The organism is Saccharopolyspora mangrovi (assembly GCF_035320975.1).
Lineage (GTDB): Bacteria > Actinomycetota > Actinomycetes > Mycobacteriales > Pseudonocardiaceae > Saccharopolyspora > Saccharopolyspora mangrovi.
Genome location: NZ_JAWLNX010000015.1, coordinates 68,349 through 82,456, shown reverse-complemented (window position 1 = coordinate 82,456; position 14,108 = coordinate 68,349). Strand labels below are relative to the sequence as shown.

At 71.1% G+C, this 14,108-nt stretch carries 12 protein-coding genes and 1 pseudogene; 4 read left to right on the top strand and 9 right to left on the bottom strand.

The annotated features are described in order from the left end of the window. Positions 1-168 precede the first annotated feature (168 nt). Genes R4I43_RS21035 through R4I43_RS21025 form a run of 3 tightly spaced genes read left to right on the top strand, consistent with a single transcriptional unit; the run spans position 169 to position 3,007 of the window. Positions 169-1,296: a Gfo/Idh/MocA family protein gene (locus tag R4I43_RS21035; protein ID WP_324267382.1), complete on the top strand. Its 1,128-nt coding sequence runs from the start codon at positions 169-171 to the stop codon at positions 1,294-1,296. Continuing rightward, positions 1,293-2,261: a DUF6807 domain-containing protein gene (locus tag R4I43_RS21030; protein ID WP_324267381.1), complete on the top strand. Its 969-nt coding sequence runs from the start codon at positions 1,293-1,295 to the stop codon at positions 2,259-2,261. Before R4I43_RS21035 ends, R4I43_RS21030 begins: the two co-directional genes overlap by 4 nt. Then, positions 2,258-3,007, top strand: coding sequence for a cupin domain-containing protein (locus tag R4I43_RS21025; RefSeq protein WP_324267380.1), 750 nt, complete (start codon positions 2,258-2,260; stop codon positions 3,005-3,007). Before R4I43_RS21030 ends, R4I43_RS21025 begins: the two co-directional genes overlap by 4 nt. Here the strand turns inward: R4I43_RS21025 and R4I43_RS21020 are convergent. The 8 genes and pseudogenes from R4I43_RS21020 to R4I43_RS20985 all read right to left on the bottom strand — a co-directional run. Continuing rightward, positions 2,974-3,273 (bottom strand): annotated as a pseudogene (locus tag R4I43_RS21020) (helix-turn-helix domain-containing protein); the annotation flags it as partial. The gene R4I43_RS21025 and the pseudogene R4I43_RS21020 overlap by 34 nt on opposite strands. Positions 3,274-3,443: 170 nt before the next feature. Then, positions 3,444-4,334, bottom strand: a complete 891-nt coding sequence (locus tag R4I43_RS21015) for an SMP-30/gluconolactonase/LRE family protein (protein WP_324267379.1) — start codon at positions 4,332-4,334, stop codon at positions 3,444-3,446. Positions 4,335-4,500: 166 nt separating this feature from the next. Next, positions 4,501-6,435, bottom strand: coding sequence for a cellulase family glycosylhydrolase (locus R4I43_RS21010; protein ID WP_324267378.1), 1,935 nt, complete (start codon positions 6,433-6,435; stop codon positions 4,501-4,503). Positions 6,436-6,487: 52 nt separating this feature from the next. After that, complete coding sequence (locus R4I43_RS21005) at positions 6,488-7,327, bottom strand: carbohydrate ABC transporter permease (protein ID WP_324267377.1); 840 nt, start codon at positions 7,325-7,327, stop codon at positions 6,488-6,490. Next, complete coding sequence (locus R4I43_RS21000) at positions 7,320-8,291, bottom strand: carbohydrate ABC transporter permease (RefSeq protein ID WP_324267376.1); 972 nt, start codon at positions 8,289-8,291, stop codon at positions 7,320-7,322. Before R4I43_RS21000 ends, R4I43_RS21005 begins: the two co-directional genes overlap by 8 nt. Beyond that, positions 8,288-9,595, bottom strand: coding sequence for an extracellular solute-binding protein (locus tag R4I43_RS20995; RefSeq protein WP_324267375.1), 1,308 nt, complete (start codon positions 9,593-9,595; stop codon positions 8,288-8,290). Before R4I43_RS20995 ends, R4I43_RS21000 begins: the two co-directional genes overlap by 4 nt. Positions 9,596-9,729: 134 nt before the next feature. Further along, positions 9,730-10,749, bottom strand: a complete 1,020-nt coding sequence (locus R4I43_RS20990; protein WP_324267374.1) for a LacI family DNA-binding transcriptional regulator — start codon at positions 10,747-10,749, stop codon at positions 9,730-9,732. Further along, positions 10,746-11,927, bottom strand: a complete 1,182-nt coding sequence (locus R4I43_RS20985; RefSeq protein WP_324267373.1) for an ROK family protein — start codon at positions 11,925-11,927, stop codon at positions 10,746-10,748. The genes R4I43_RS20990 and R4I43_RS20985 overlap by 4 nt, the downstream gene beginning before the upstream one ends. 145 nt (positions 11,928-12,072) lie before the next feature. On the opposite strand from R4I43_RS20985, the gene R4I43_RS20980 reads away from it, so the two are divergent. Continuing rightward, positions 12,073-13,491 (top strand): sugar porter family MFS transporter, encoded by a 1,419-nt coding sequence (locus R4I43_RS20980; protein ID WP_324267372.1) that lies wholly within the window; start codon positions 12,073-12,075, stop codon positions 13,489-13,491. Between the two features lie 101 nt (positions 13,492-13,592). Here the strand turns inward: R4I43_RS20980 and R4I43_RS20975 are convergent, their stop codons facing one another. Beyond that, on the bottom strand, positions 13,593-14,105 hold the full coding sequence (locus R4I43_RS20975) for a DUF5994 family protein (protein ID WP_324267371.1): 513 nt from the start codon (positions 14,103-14,105) through the stop codon (positions 13,593-13,595). Positions 14,106-14,108 lie beyond the last annotated feature (3 nt).

Genomic DNA, 14,108 nt, shown 5'->3' with positions numbered 1-14,108 from the left:
CCGGTCGGCGGACAGGGGCAGGCCGCCGACCGGAGCACCAGTTGACGGCGGGGAAACGGGTTCGTAGCGTTCTCCGCACCGGGAGTTCGTGCGCACGGCGGTCACCGCCGGGCCCTCTCTCGCCGCACTCGGCACGATCCGCAGCACGCACCGGAGCGGGAGGCGCGGATGAACGGCACGCCGAAACTGCGCGCCGCGGTGATCGGCACCGGTGGCATCGCCGAGCAGCGCCACCTGCCGGCGTTGCGCTCCGCCGCGGACCGCATCCAGGTCGTCGCCGCCGTCGACGTCGACCCCGAGCGCCTCGCGCGGTTCCGGGACACCCACCGCGTCCCGCGCGGCTACCGCAGCACCGCCGAGATGCTGGCCGCCGAGGAACCCGACCTGGTGCACGTGTGCACACCGCCGTTCGCGCACGTCGACGCCGTCGTGCACTCCCTGCGCGCCGGGGCGTGGGTGCTGGTCGAAAAACCCGCCTGCCTGTCGCTGGCCGAGCACGACCGCATCAGCGAAGCCGAACGCGACGGCGGTCCCTACGCCTCCGTGGTCTGCCAGCACCGGTTCGGCTCCGCCGGACGCCACGCCGCGCGGCTGCTCGCCGAAGGGCAGCTGGGACGGCCCCTCGTCGCCGACTGCCGCACCACCTGGTTCCGCGACCACGCCTACTACCAGGTGCCGTGGCGCGGGCGCTGGCACACCGAAGGCGGCGGGCCCACCGTGGGACACGGCATCCACCAGATGGACCTGCTGCTCGAGCTGCTCGGCGACTGGGCCGAGATCCACGCCGTCACCGCACGACTCGACCGCGACGTCGACACCGAAGACGTCTCGATGGCCACCGTGCGCTTCGCCAGCGGCGCCCTGGCCTCCGTGGTCAACAGCGTGCTCTGCCCGCGCGAGGAGAGCTACCTGCGCATCGACTGCACCGACGCCACCGTCGAACTCACCCACCTCTACGGCTACGGCAACGCCGACTGGCGCTACACCCCGGCACCGCACGTCACCGACCCCGACCGCATCCGCCGCTGGCGCACCCCACCGGCCCAGGTCCGCAGTTCCCACACCGCCCAGCTCGACCTCCTGCTCGAGGCAATGGACACCGGACGCAGGCCACCCGCCAGCGGCGACAGCGCGCGCCGCACCCTCGAACTCGTCACCGCGCTCTACGAGTCGGCGTTCACCGGCCGCACCGTCGGCCGCCACGAGCTCACCCCCGACGACCCCTTCTACCACCACCTGCACGGCAACACGCCCGGCTGGGTGCCCTCCGGGACCGAGGAGGGAAGCACGGCATGACCGGGACGGCGCCCGAGCACACCGACAACGGACGAGCCGCGACCACCGAAACCATGACCGTGGTGCACGAAATGGGCTCCGGCATCAGCGTGCGCGCCCGCGACGTCGAACTCCTCCGCTACACCTACCGCGACGCCACCCCGGCGCGGGAGTGCCCGGCACCCCACTTCCACCCGCTGCGCGACCTCAACGGCGAGATCGTCACCGGGCACCGGCCGCACGACCACCGCTGGCACAAAGGCCTGGCGATGACCGCCTCCCACCTGTCCGGCCAGAACTTCTGGGGCGGCGGCACCTACACGCCCGGCGCCCCCGGCACCGGATACGTCGACCTGCCCAACGTCGGAGCACTGCGGCACCGCGACTTCCAGTCGCTCCGCGACGGCGCACGACCGGGATTCGTCGAGGACGTCGACTGGATCACCGCCGACGGGCAGCGCTGGGTGGACGAGAACCGCAGCGTTCGCGCCGGTTTCGTCCCAGGCGATCGAGGCGGGTGGCAGCTGGAGGTGCGGAGCCGGCTGACCAACGTGCGCGGACAGCCGCTGGAGTTCGCCAGCCCCACCGTGTTCGGGCGGCAACTCGCCGGCTACTGCGGCTTCTTCTGGCGCGGGCCGCGCTCGTTCACCGGGGGAGCGGTCACCTCACCCGGCGGCGACTCGGCCGAGGAGATGATGGGCACCGCCGCGCCGTGGCTGGCGTTCACCGGCGTCCACGACGGCACCGACCGCACCTCCACGCTGCTGTTCCTGCACCACCCGGGCAACCCCGTGCCCGACCCGCGCTGGTTCGTGCGCAGCCAACCGTTCCCCGTGGTCAACCCTTCGCTGGCGTTCCACCGGCCGCTGGAGCTCGCCGACGGCGACACCCTGCGCCTGGCCTACCGGCTGCTGGTGTTCGACGGGGCCCGCACCCGCCCGCAGCTCGAGGCCGTCATCGCCGACAACCCGTGGGAGGACACGTGAACGAGCCGCACCCGCTGCCCGGAGCCGTCGGGATCTCCCACCTGCGCGCCTACGACTGGCCCGCCGCCGACGACGTGTGCGGCGGCAGCCCGCACATCCACCTCACCTGCTCGGAGGCCTACGTCGTCACCGGCGGCACCGGCGCCGTGCACACCCTCACCGTCGCCGGATATCGCGAAACACCCCTCGAACCAGGCGTGATCGCGTGGTTCGAACCCGGCGCCGTGCACCGCATGGTCGAAGGCTCCGGACTGCGCGTCACCGTGATCATGGAGAACAACGGACTGCCCGAAGCCGGCGACGCCGTGTTCACCTTCCCGCCACCGGTGCTCGCCGACCCCGACAGCTACGCCGAAGCAGCCGCGCTGCCCGCGAAAGAAGGCCCCGAAGCCGAGCTCGCCGCCCGGCGGCGGCGCGACCTCGCCGTCACCGGCTACCTCGAACTGCGCGAAGCGCTGCTCGACGGCGACAGCGGACCGCTGCGCGAATTCCACCGCGCCGCCGCGAAGCTCGTCGCGGCCAAGATCGCCGACTGGGTGCCGCGCTGGCGCAACGGAGCCCTGCGCGCCGCCGAGCGCACCGGCGACCAGCTCCGCGCCCTCGCCGAAGGCGACCCCCGCCACCTCGACGACGCCCGCGTCACCGTGACCGAACCCGCCCGGCGCGGCGGGTTCGGCATGTGCGGCAGGCGCGACGAGTACGACATCCCCGGTCATCGCGGCCGCGACGGAGAGCGCTCCAAGTAGCTCAGCACCGCCGTGACCCGGCGATCCGCGCGATCATCCGGCGGCAGGTCCAACTTCGCGAAGATGCTGCGGATGTGCTTGTGCACCGCGCCCTCGGTGACCACCAGCCGCTCGGCGATCGCCGCGTTGCCCAACCCCTCCGCCATCAGCGCCAGCACGTCGCGCTCGCGCGGGCTCAACCGGTCCAATCCCGGTCCCGGACGCGTCCTGGTCAGCAGCTGGGCGATCACGTCCGGATCGATCGCGGTGCCGCCGGCCGCGACCCGGTACGCGGGCGTCCTCGCCGGAGCCGCCGCCACCATCGCGGCCGTGGTCACCATCGTGGCCACCCGCGGAAATCGCGGCTACGTCCCGGAATCCGCCCCTCGAACCGAGGAGTCCGCGGCGTAGCCCGCTCGGGGCCGGCCCTCGGCGCAGGCGGCCGGCCCCGCACCCATCACGGCAGACCGGCGTGCGGCACCTCGACGCGCACCGCGCGCAGCTCGGCCTCGCGGACCGGGCGGCGCTCGTGCTCGGCGAACGACGGCGCCGTGCACAGGAACAGCGTCCGCCCGTCCGCACCACCCAGCATGCAGGCGAAAACACCCAGTCCCGTGGGGATCTCGTCGGCGATCTCACCGCCCTCGCGGACCCGCAGCACCCGGGCGTTGAGGGCGTCGGCCACCCAGATCGCGCCCTCGGCGTCCGCGCAGAGGCCGTCCGGGCCCACCGCGAGCGCACCCAACGCCCGCTCCACGTCGTCGGTGTCCGGGGCCTCGCCGAAGGCCGCCCACACCCTGCGGCCGTGCAACGACCCGTCCTCGCCGACGTCGAAGGCGGTGAGCCGCCCCGCGAACGTTTCCGCCACCACCAGCACGCCGCCCGGAAGCAGCACCATCCCGTTCGGGAAGCGCAGGTCCTCGGCCACCACGGCCACCGACCCGTCCGGATCGACCCGCACCAAGCCGGTGCTGCGGATCGGGGCGCCGGCCATGAGGTCGAAGCCGAAGTTGCCGACGTAGGCCCGCCCGCGCTGGTCGACCAGCATGTCGTTGAGCAAGCCCGGCGCCACCCGCGACAGGTCCGCGTGCTCGGACAACCGGCCTTCCTCGTCGCGGACCAGCAACCGCTTGTCGCGCATCGAGGCGATCAGCGCTCGGCCGTCCGGCAAGAAGCCCAGCCCGGCCGGTTGGCCCGGGATCTCGGCGAGCACCGCCGGCTCACGGCGGCCGTCGGTGGCCACCACCCGGCCGGTGTAGAAGTCCGACACCCACAGCTTGCCGTCGTGCCACCGCGGGCACTCCAAGAACGAGAAACCGTCCGCAACCGTGCTGATCTCGCGAGACATCGCCCCATCCCGTCGCCGTTGACGTCACCGGGAGTATGCGTGCTCGCGCACCGCTTGTCATGAGCAGCGGCGGGGAGAGGCCGCGCCCCGGGTTTTCCGTGCGCGGGGGGGGGGGGGGGGGGGGGGCCGTTCGCCCCCCCCCCCCCCCCCCCCCCCCCCCACGCCATCAGGACTTCAGCTCGAGCACCTCGACGCCGAACGGCGCCAACGCCACCTCCGAGACCGGCTCACCCGACAGGCTCCGCAGCGAGCCCGCTCTGCGCGGAACCACCGTCGTGGCCTCGGCGTGCTGGCTGACCAGCCACGCGAACCGGCGTCCGTCCTCGTGCACCAGCACGTCGGCGAACACCCCCGGGTCGTCCACCGCGACCTCGCGCGCCACCCCGGCGATGTCGGCCAGCGCCGCGTAGAGCCGGTGGCTGTCGTCCGGGTTGGCCCGCGTGCTGCGCGCCGCGAACAACTCCACCGGGTACGTGCACAGCACCGCCTCGCCGGCACCGGTGGCGAAGCGCAGCAGCGCCGGGTTGCCGCGGGCATCGGTGGCCACCACCGTCGCCCCCTCCGGCGTTACCGGCAGGAACGACCGGCTGTGCTCGTTGCCCGACACCCGGAACCGCAGGACCTCGCCCTGCTGGATGCCGCCGAAGTCCTCGGCGAAGGTCAACCGCACCTCCTCGTCGACCACCTCGTCGACCACCCCGTAGGTGATGTCCTTGCGCACCCCGAAGGTCTCGTCGAAGTAGGGGATCCACGGCTGCCGGTGATGCCCCACCTCACCCGCCGTGTACGACAGGTACAGCACCGCGCCCTCGGCGACCCGCTGCCGCAGCCGCTGCCAGGTGGGCCCCTGTACCTGCTTCACGCACGGCAGCAGGTACAGGTCGCAGTCGGCGTCGATGCCGTCGCGCTCGCGGGTGAATCCCACGGGCAGGTCCGCCTCCCGCGCCGCCACGTACGCCTGGTGCAGCGTGTCGAAGATCAACGGCCGGTCGTCGTCCTGCGTGAACGGGTACCCGCGCTCCAGGTACTCGGTCACCACCAGAGCCGCCCGCGTGTCACTGCGCTCGCACCGGGCGAAGTCCACCCGCTCCAGCACCTCGGCGAAGGCCGCCAGCTCCCGCAGCGGCGGCTTCGGCGCTCCGGTGTGATCGGTGATCCCGAAGTGCATCTCGAACGGGTGGTGCGAGTACGGGCCCTGCGCGATCAGCTCGTCGTAGTCGGTGTTGTTCCACGCCACCCAGCCCGTCGACCCCGCCAGCAGCGAGTTGTGCAGCGTCTGCCGGTAGTAGTGGGCCGCGTTCTCCGGAGACACCTGGTCGCTGGAGAGCCCGAACTCCTCCAGCACCACCGGTTTTCCCGCCACCGCCGACAGCTCGCAGATGAACGCCGCGATCAGGTGCTGGCGCACCGGGTCGCTGTCGATCCGGTACACGTGCGGGCCCACGAAGTCCACCATCGCGCCCGTCTCGCGCACCGAGAACCCGTTGTCCACCCCGGTGACCTCGATGCCCCACGCGCCGTCGCCCAGCGACACCGGTTGCGTGCCGCCGCCGGCGCGCACCGCCTGCACCATCAGCCGGGCCCACGCGCTGACCTGCTCCGTCGGGGCCTTCGGCTCGTGCCGCAGCCGGCCGTAGATCGGCATCTCGTTGCTGATCAACCAGCCCGCCACCGCCGGGTGCCCGGCGAAGCGCTCGGTCATCTGCTGCACGAACCACGCCTGCTCGGACACCAGCCACACGTCGGCGTAGAGGTCCCGGCCGCCGCGCCACTCCGGGTCCCAGTTGTCACCGGACATGTGGCCGACGATGAACGTGGGGATCGAGGTCATGCCCACCTCGCTGTGCGCGTCCAGGAAATCCCGGTAGTGCGCCACCTTCTGCTCGTCCACCGAGCCCGGTGCGGGCATGAAGTCGGGCCAGTAGAAGAACGACCTGGTCTGCCGCAGTCCGTGCTCGTGGAGCACCCGCAGCTCCTCGCGCACCACTTCGGGCGAGTAGTTCCGCCACATCAGCGGGCCACCGGTGCGCGACCAGAAGTTCGCCCCCAACCACACCTGGGGCTGACCGGCCACCGTCACCTTGGCGGTATTGCGTCGCATGAGAACCCTTCCGCAGCGATGGAACCTGCACGGCACGTTCAGACAGCACAGCTCACTTCACGGCACCCGCCGTCAACCCCTGCGCCAAGTAGCGCTGCAGCGCCAGGAACCCGATGACCACCGGGATGCTGACCACCAGCGACGCCGCCATCACCTCGTTCCAGTACACCGAGGTCTCCGTGGAGTACTCGCGCAAACCGACCGCCAGCGTCCGAGAATCCGAATCCGTCATGATCGAGGCGAACAACGTCTCGCCCCAGGCCGTCATGAACGCGTAGATGCCCACCGCGGCGATCCCCGGCCGCGCCGCGGGCAGCACCACCCGCCACAACGCGCCCACCGGGCTCGCACCGTCGATCAGCGCCGCCTCGTCCAGATCTCGCGGGATCGTGTCGAAGTAGCCGACCATCATCCAGATCGCGAACGGCAGCGAGAACGTCAAGTACGTCACGATCAGCCCCAGCTGGCTGCCGTAGAGCTCGATGCCTGTGTAGCGGCCGATCGTCGCGTAGATCAGGTACAGCGGCAGCAGGAACAGGATGCCCGGGAACATCTGCGTCGACAGCACCACGATCCGGAACCCGTCCCGGCCCCGGAACCGGTAGCGGCTCACCGCGTAGGCCGCCAGGATCGCCAGCGTCAGCGAGACCAGCGCCGCGCCCAGCGCCACCACCGCGCTGTTGATGAAGTAGTCGGCCAGGTCGATCGTCGACCACATGTCCATGAACGGCTGGAACGTCAGGTCCTCCGGCAGCCATTGGAACCGGTCCCGCACAGCGCCCAGCGGTTTCAGCGCCGAGGTCACCATCACGTACAGCGGGACGACGGTGAACATGGTCAGCAGCGTCAGGCCCACGACCCGCAGGACGCGGAACCACCTCGGCTCAGGCATCCTTCATCCTCCGCGATGTGAAGGCCAGGTACCCGGCCGTGACGACCAGCAGGAACAGCAGCAGCAAGGTCGACATCGCCGACCCCAGGCCGAAGTTCCAGGTGATGAACGAGTTGTTGTAGATGTGGATCGACAGCAGGTTCGCGGCGTTCGGCACCGACTTGTCGAACAGGATGTAGGGCACGTTGAAGTCGTTGAACGTCCACAGGAACAGCACCAGCACCAGCACCTGGTTCACCGGGCGCAGCATCGGCAGCGTGATCGAGCGGAACTGCTGCCACAGCCCCGCGCCGTCGACCGTCGCCGACTCGTAGACGTCGTGCGGGATCGACTGCATGCCCGCCATCAGCACCAGGAACGCGAACGGCCACAACCGCCACGTCGCCGTGGCCACCGTCGCCAGGAACGCGTTGTCGCCCAGCAACCAGAACGTCTGGCCGTCGGTGAGGCCCAGCCCGCCCAAGGTCGCGTTGACCATGCCGTCGTCCTGGTCCAGCAGGAACTTCCAGATCATCGCCGCGGTGTAGACCGGCAGCGCGTAGGGCACCAGGAACAACGTCCGCAGCACCGCGCGCCCCCGGAAGGAGCGCTGCAGCAGCGTCGCGGCGAACACGCCCAGCAGCCACGACAGCCCCACGGTCAGCACCGAAAAACCCGCCGTGACCGCGAACGAGCGCAGCAGCGTCACCCCGACCGCGCTGTTGAAGTCCAGCGCGAAGCTGAAGTTCGCCACACCCGCCAGCGGCGCGTTCAACCAGTCCCGCAGGTAGAACTGGGTCAGCTCCAGCAGGCTCATGTACAGCCCGCCGAGCATCGGCAGCAGGTGCACCAGCAGCTCGAAGCACAGCGCCGGCGCCACCAGCAGGTACGGCAGCATCCGCCGGGAGGGGGACCACCGGCGCCGCGCCGGAGGCTCCGGCGGTGCCGCGGTGGAGGCGGGGGAGGGGGCAGCAGTACTGGTCATCCGCCGGTACCTCGCATCTTCTGCTCGGCGTCGGCCAGCGCCGCCCGCACGTCATCGGTGGTGACCTGGCGTCCCGTGGCGATCTCGGCGAACAGGTCCCGCATCGCCGAGCCCACCGTCGTCTCGAAGTGCGCTTCGGTCGGGATCATCGGTGCCGGCTCCGAGTAGTTGGCCAGGACGTCGGAGAAGACCGCGTCCTCCTCGGTGTGGAACGCCGGATCGTCGTAGGCGTCGGTGACCACCGGCAGCGTCCCGTACTTCTTGTTCAACGAGGCCTGGATGTCCTTGCTGGTCAGGAACTCCACCAGCTTCAGCGCCTGCTCCCGCTTCGGGCTGTCGGCGAACACGGCGATGTTGGAGCCCGCGACGTGGCTCAACGCGGGAGTCCCGCCCGGTGGCAGTGGATCGGGTGCAGGGAGCCGCACCACCCCGTAGGCGTCCTCGGACATCCCGTTGTCCTGCAGCGTCGGGATCACGCTGTTCTGCGCGATGAGCATCGCCGCGTTGCCGTCGGTGAAGTCCTCGGCGGCGCTGGAGGTGTTGCCCTCCTCGGCGTCCCCGGGGCTGACCACCTTCTGCGTCGACATCAGGTCCAGGTAGCGCTGCACCGCGGCCACCGCGCCGGGCGAGTCGAACTCCGGCCCGTTCCGGGTGATCAGGTCGACGCCCTCCCAGCGGGCGAACATGAAGGCGAAGTGCGAGTTCTCGGTGTAGCTGGCGCCCGCGACCGTGAGCCCCCAGCGGTTTCGCGCCGGATCGGTCAGCCGCTCGGCCGCCGCGACGAACTCGTCCCAGGTGCGCGGCGGGGCCACACCCGCCTCGGCGAAGAGCTTCTTGTTGTAGAACACGCCGTAGCTCAACCCGTACAGCGGCAGCGACGTCGGGACCTGGCCCGCCATGCCGGTCGAGCTCATGCTGCTGGCCAAGAACCTGTCCCGGCCGCCGAAGCGCTGCATCAGCGCGTCGTCGAACGGCACGAACGCGCCGGTCGCCTGCAGCGACGCCGCCCAGGTGTTGCCCAGGTTCACCACGTCCGGGCCCACTCCGGAGGTCGCCGCGCCCAGGATCCGGTTCAGCAGATCCGACCAGCCGATGACCTCCACGTTCACCTTGATGCCCGTCTGGGCGGTGAACTGGGCCAGCTCGTCGTGCAAGATCTCCATGTCCTGCTCGGCGCTCTCGCCCTGGTTGCTGGCCCAGTAGGTGATCGTGTTCGGGTCCTCGGCCGAGCCCGCGCAGCCCGTCAGCGTCCCGGCGAGCAGCGTCGCGATCAGCGACACCGCCGCGAGTGAGCGTTTGATCACGAAACGACTCCTCGGCCTCGTCGGACCCGTCGTTGGGTCCGCCGCTCAAGCTAGGGACTTAACCGGTTAACCAGAAGGGCGGGGCGCAGCGGCGTGACCGATTCGTTACCGGTGGTGCGCGGTGGGTGCTCCGGTCAGCCGAGTCCGGGCGCCGGAGCGGTGCTGTCGCGCGTGACCAGTTCCCTCGGCTGCAGGCGGGCGTCATCGGCCACGCCGGTCTCGATGAGTTCCAGCAGCATCAGCGCCGCCCGCGCCGCCGCCGCGCCCACGTCGTGCGAGAACGCCGTGATCGCCGGGCGCACCACCCGGCACAGCATCGAGTCGTCCCACGCCAGCACGGACAGGTCCGCCGGAACTCGCACGCCGAGCTCCTCGGCGCGAGCCACCGACGCCACCGCCATCACGTCGTTGTCGAAGATGACCGCCGTCGGCGGAGCCTCGACCGCCAGCAGCCGGGCCGTGGCCGCGATCCCGCCGTCCTCGGTGTAGTCGCCGTGGTCCTGCACCAAGTCCACCCCGGAATCCTCGGCCGCGCGCCGCAACTCCCGCTCCCGGCGGGCGGTGTGCCGCAACTGCCCCGGGCCCTGCACGTGCCCGATCCGGCGATGCCCCAGATCGACCAGGTGTCCCACCGCGTTGTCGGCGATGTCGTGCTCGTCCACCCACAGCACCGGAATCCCGGCCATCGGCCGCTCGGTGCCGAAGAACACCGCCGGTATCCGCAGCTCCCGCAGCAACGCGGGCCGCGGGTCGTCGACCCGCAGATCCGTCAGCAGGACCCCGTCCACCCGGCGTTCCGCCCACCAGCGCCGGTAGGTCTCCAGCTCGGTGCCCGGATCCGAGGCGAGCGCCAGCTGCAGCGAGAACCCGTGCGCCGACAGCGTTTGCTCCAGGCCCGCCACCACCTGCATGAAGAACGGCTCGGTCCGCAGCACTTCGGGCGAGCGCGCCAGCACCACGCCCACCGTCGCCGCCCGATCGCTCGACAAGGCGCGAGCCGCGCTGCTGGCCCGCCAGCCCATCTCCGCGGCCACCTCCAGGATCCGCTCCCGCGTCTCCTGCGAGACCCCGCCCCGGCCGTTCAAGGCGTAGGACACCGCCGCTTTCGACACGCCCACCGCACGCGCGATGTCGATGATCGTCGGCCGCCTCATGACGCCGCGGCCTCGTCGAGCCGGCGGGCCAGCAGCACGGCGCCGTCGAGCTCGGCGTCGGCCACCTCGCTGAACACCACCTGGCACGCCCGGTGCTGCGGCAGCGACGACAGCGGCAACTCCTCCCGCAGCGGTTCCAGCAGCAGCCCGCCGGCCTCCCGGACCTCACCGCCGATCACCACCAGATCCGGATCGAGCACGTTGAGCAGGTACGAAACACCGCGCGCCAGACCACGTCCCGCGCGCCGCAGCGCCGCGCGAGCCGTGGCGTCACCGCCGTGCGCCGCCTCGATGATCAGGCGCAGATGACTGCCTTCCCGCAGCGAACTCGCCGCACCGGAGCGCAGCGCGTCATCGACCGCTCTGGTGATGGCCTGCTCGCTGGCCACGGTTTCCAGGCATCCCCGGTTCCCGCAGCCGCACTCGAGCCCGTCCTCCTCGACCCTGCAGTGCCCGATCTCGCCTGCGATGCCGGTGCTGCCCGAGAACAACTCCGAACCCAGCACCACACCCGAACCGACACCGGCGCCGACGCTCAGCCGCACGAACGAGCCGACCCCGGCGGCCACGCCGTCGTGGTGCTCGGCGAGCGCACCCGCGTGCGCCTCGTTGAACACCGTGGTCGGAGCGCCCAGCAGCTCCTCCAGGCGGGAGCGCATCGGCACGTCGCGCCACCCCAGGTTCGGCGCCAGCACGCACTTCCCGGAGTTCTGGTCGACCAGTCCCGCCACCGAGACGCCCACCGCCGCGATCAGGCCCAGCGAGAGCTCCGCGCGCGAGCACGCGCGCCGCACCAGCCCCCGCACCGCGCGCATCCCGCGCTCGGCATCGCCGACCGAACTCGCCGCCGACGCGCGCGCCAGCGGTTTCCCCAGCGCATCGGTGAGCAGCACCATCGTCCGCTGGGCGCCGAAGTGGACACCCACGTAGGTCCGGCAGAGCTCGTTGTACCGCAGCAGGTTCGGCCGCCTGCCGCCCGCCGCACCGGGTTCGCCGACCCCCGCCGCGATCAGGAAGCCCTCCGCGAGCAGCTCGTCGGCGATCGCCGACGCGGACGGCTTGGTCAGGCCGGTCTGGCGGGCCACGTCCGCGCGGGAGAGCACGTGGCCGTCGCGGAACAGGTCCAGGACCAGCCGGCGGTTGAGCTGGCGCACCATGTGCGGGCCGTTCGGGGACACCCCGGAAGTATGCCCGGGCAGGCGCGAACCCGGATGCGCGGTCACGGCGAGCACCGCCTCCCTTGACGCCCGGTTGGTATGTAGCCTTTACTAACTCCGCCGCGCACGCGGCGCAAGCGAACAACGCACTGCAACGGAGCAACGCATGGCGGAAAGCGCCGGTGCCGTCACCCCGAGTGTCGGTAGAACTACCGGTCCGAGACGTCTGAAGGCACTGCACTTCGCGTCGGTGGCGGCCCTGGGTGGATTCCTCTTCGGCTACGACACGGCCGTCATCAACGGCGCCGTCAACGCCATCCGAGATCACTTCCAAATCGATGCAGTGGCCACCGGCATCACGGTCGCCATCGCACTGCTGGGCTCCGCCGTCGGCGCCTGGTTCGCCGGCTCCCTGGCCGACCGGTTCGGACGACTGCCGGCGATGCGGCTGGCCGCCGTGCTGTTCTGCATCAGCGCGATCGGTTCCGCCATCCCGTTCTCGGCCTGGGACCTCGGGTTCTGGCGACTCGTCGGCGGCGTCGCCATCGGCATGGCCTCGGTCATCGCGCCCGCCTACATCGCCGAGATCGCGCCCGCCTCGCAGCGCGGCAAGCTCGGCACCCTGCAACAGCTGGCCATCGTGCTGGGCATCGCCATCTCGCAGGTCGTGGACTGGGCCATCGCCGAAGCCGCGGGCGGTGCCACCCAGCCCCTCGGGATGCTCTCCGCGTGGCAGTGGATGCTCGGCGTGGCCGCGGTACCGGCCGTCCTCTACGGGATCCTGTCGTTCACGATCCCGGAATCGCCCCGGCACCTGGTCGCCACCGGGCGGTCCGGGGAGGCGCGGGAAGTGCTCGCCTCACTAGAACAGTCCGATGTGGACACACGGCTGTCGGAGATCCAGGACTCGCTGCGCAGCAACCGCAAACCGCGGCTGAGCGACCTGAAGGCCGAGGGCAGCGCGCTGCTGCCGATCGTGTGGATCGGCATCGGGCTGTCGATGCTGCAGCAGCTCGTGGGCATCAACGTGATCTTCTACTACTCCTCGGCGCTGTGGCAGTCCGTCGGCATCAACGAGGACAGCTCGCTGCTGCTGAGCATGTCCACGCAGATCTTCAACATCGCGGGCACCGTCGTGGCCCTCGTGCTGCTCGACAGGGCGGGCCGTCGTCCGCTGCTGCTGACCGGGTCGATCGGCATGGCGGTCACCCTGGCCGCCGCGGCGTTCTCGTTCGCCCAGGCGCAGATCGTCAACGGAGAACCCACCATGCCCGACCCCTACGGGGTGGTGGCCTTGGTCGCGGCGCACGCGTTCGTGTTCTTCTTCGCGATCTCGTGGGGCCCGGCGGTGTGGGTGCTGCTGGGCGAGATGTTCCCGAACCGGATCCGCGCTTCGGGTTTGGCCGTGGCGGCAGCAGCCCAGTGGGTGACCAACTGGCTGGTGACGGTCACGTTCCCGTCGCTGTCCGAGCTGAGCTTGAGCGGCGCTTACGTCGGACACACCGCGTTCGCGGCTCTGTCGATCTACTTCGTGTGGAAGTGGATCCCGGAGACCAAGGGCCGGACGCTGGAGGAGATGGGCTGAGGCACGCCAGTGGCGGGGACGACGGCCGGGAGGTCGTCGCCCCCGCTTCGCGTGGGCAGGCTGAGGAGATCGAACCGGCCCACGGTCTCGAACGAGCTAGGTCACCGGTCGGCGAGCAGGTGCCCGCCCTCGGTTTCCCAGCGGGATTCCGGTGATTCGTCGGCTTGCTCCGGGATGCTCGCGGCGAGCGGGTCCGGCTCGTCGTCGAGCAGGTCCCGCGGAGAAGCGAGGTTGTCCGGTGCTGCGGCGCGCGCGAGGAGGGCGTGCCCGCGACGTTCGGTCGCCTCCGGGGGAACGACCAGCAGCACCGTTCGGTGCCCGCTCGGGTCGGTCAGGCTGACCGTGCGCGGGTCGAGCGTGCGGAAGCCCTCGATGCGGACCGGGTGCCCGCCAACGGCGAGCCGCTTGGGTGATGCGCCCCACGTGCTCAGGTTGTAGCTGAGCCGGGTGACCGGCCCGCAGTCCGTGGTGATCGCCGACAGCAGCGCGGGGAACTCGGTGGCCGGGTCGTTCGAGCGCGGCCACCAGGCCCCGTCGACGTAGCCGCGCGCGCTCGGCGTGGGCTTGAGGGTGAAGCGCGGAGCGGTGCTCGTGCGCGGCTGGTCGGGTCCCATGTC

Bases quoted from the DNA above. Each gene is read 5' to 3' on its own strand.
- R4I43_RS21035 (WP_324267382.1), top strand. From the start codon at position 169: ATGAACGGCACGCCGAAACTGCGCGCCGCGGTGATCGGCACCGGTGGC.
- R4I43_RS21030 (WP_324267381.1), top strand. From the start codon at position 1,293: ATGACCGGGACGGCGCCCGAGCACACCGACAACGGACGAGCCGCGACC.
- R4I43_RS21015 (WP_324267379.1), bottom strand. From the start codon at position 4,334: ATGTCTCGCGAGATCAGCACGGTTGCGGACGGTTTCTCGTTCTTGGAG.
- R4I43_RS21010 (WP_324267378.1), bottom strand. From the start codon at position 6,435: ATGCGACGCAATACCGCCAAGGTGACGGTGGCCGGTCAGCCCCAGGTG.
- R4I43_RS21005 (WP_324267377.1), bottom strand. From the start codon at position 7,327: ATGCCTGAGCCGAGGTGGTTCCGCGTCCTGCGGGTCGTGGGCCTGACG.
- R4I43_RS21000 (WP_324267376.1), bottom strand. From the start codon at position 8,291: ATGACCAGTACTGCTGCCCCCTCCCCCGCCTCCACCGCGGCACCGCCG.
- R4I43_RS20990 (WP_324267374.1), bottom strand. From the start codon at position 10,749: ATGAGGCGGCCGACGATCATCGACATCGCGCGTGCGGTGGGCGTGTCG.
- R4I43_RS20980 (WP_324267372.1), top strand. From the start codon at position 12,073: ATGGCGGAAAGCGCCGGTGCCGTCACCCCGAGTGTCGGTAGAACTACC.
- R4I43_RS20975 (WP_324267371.1), bottom strand. From the start codon at position 14,105: ATGGGACCCGACCAGCCGCGCACGAGCACCGCTCCGCGCTTCACCCTC.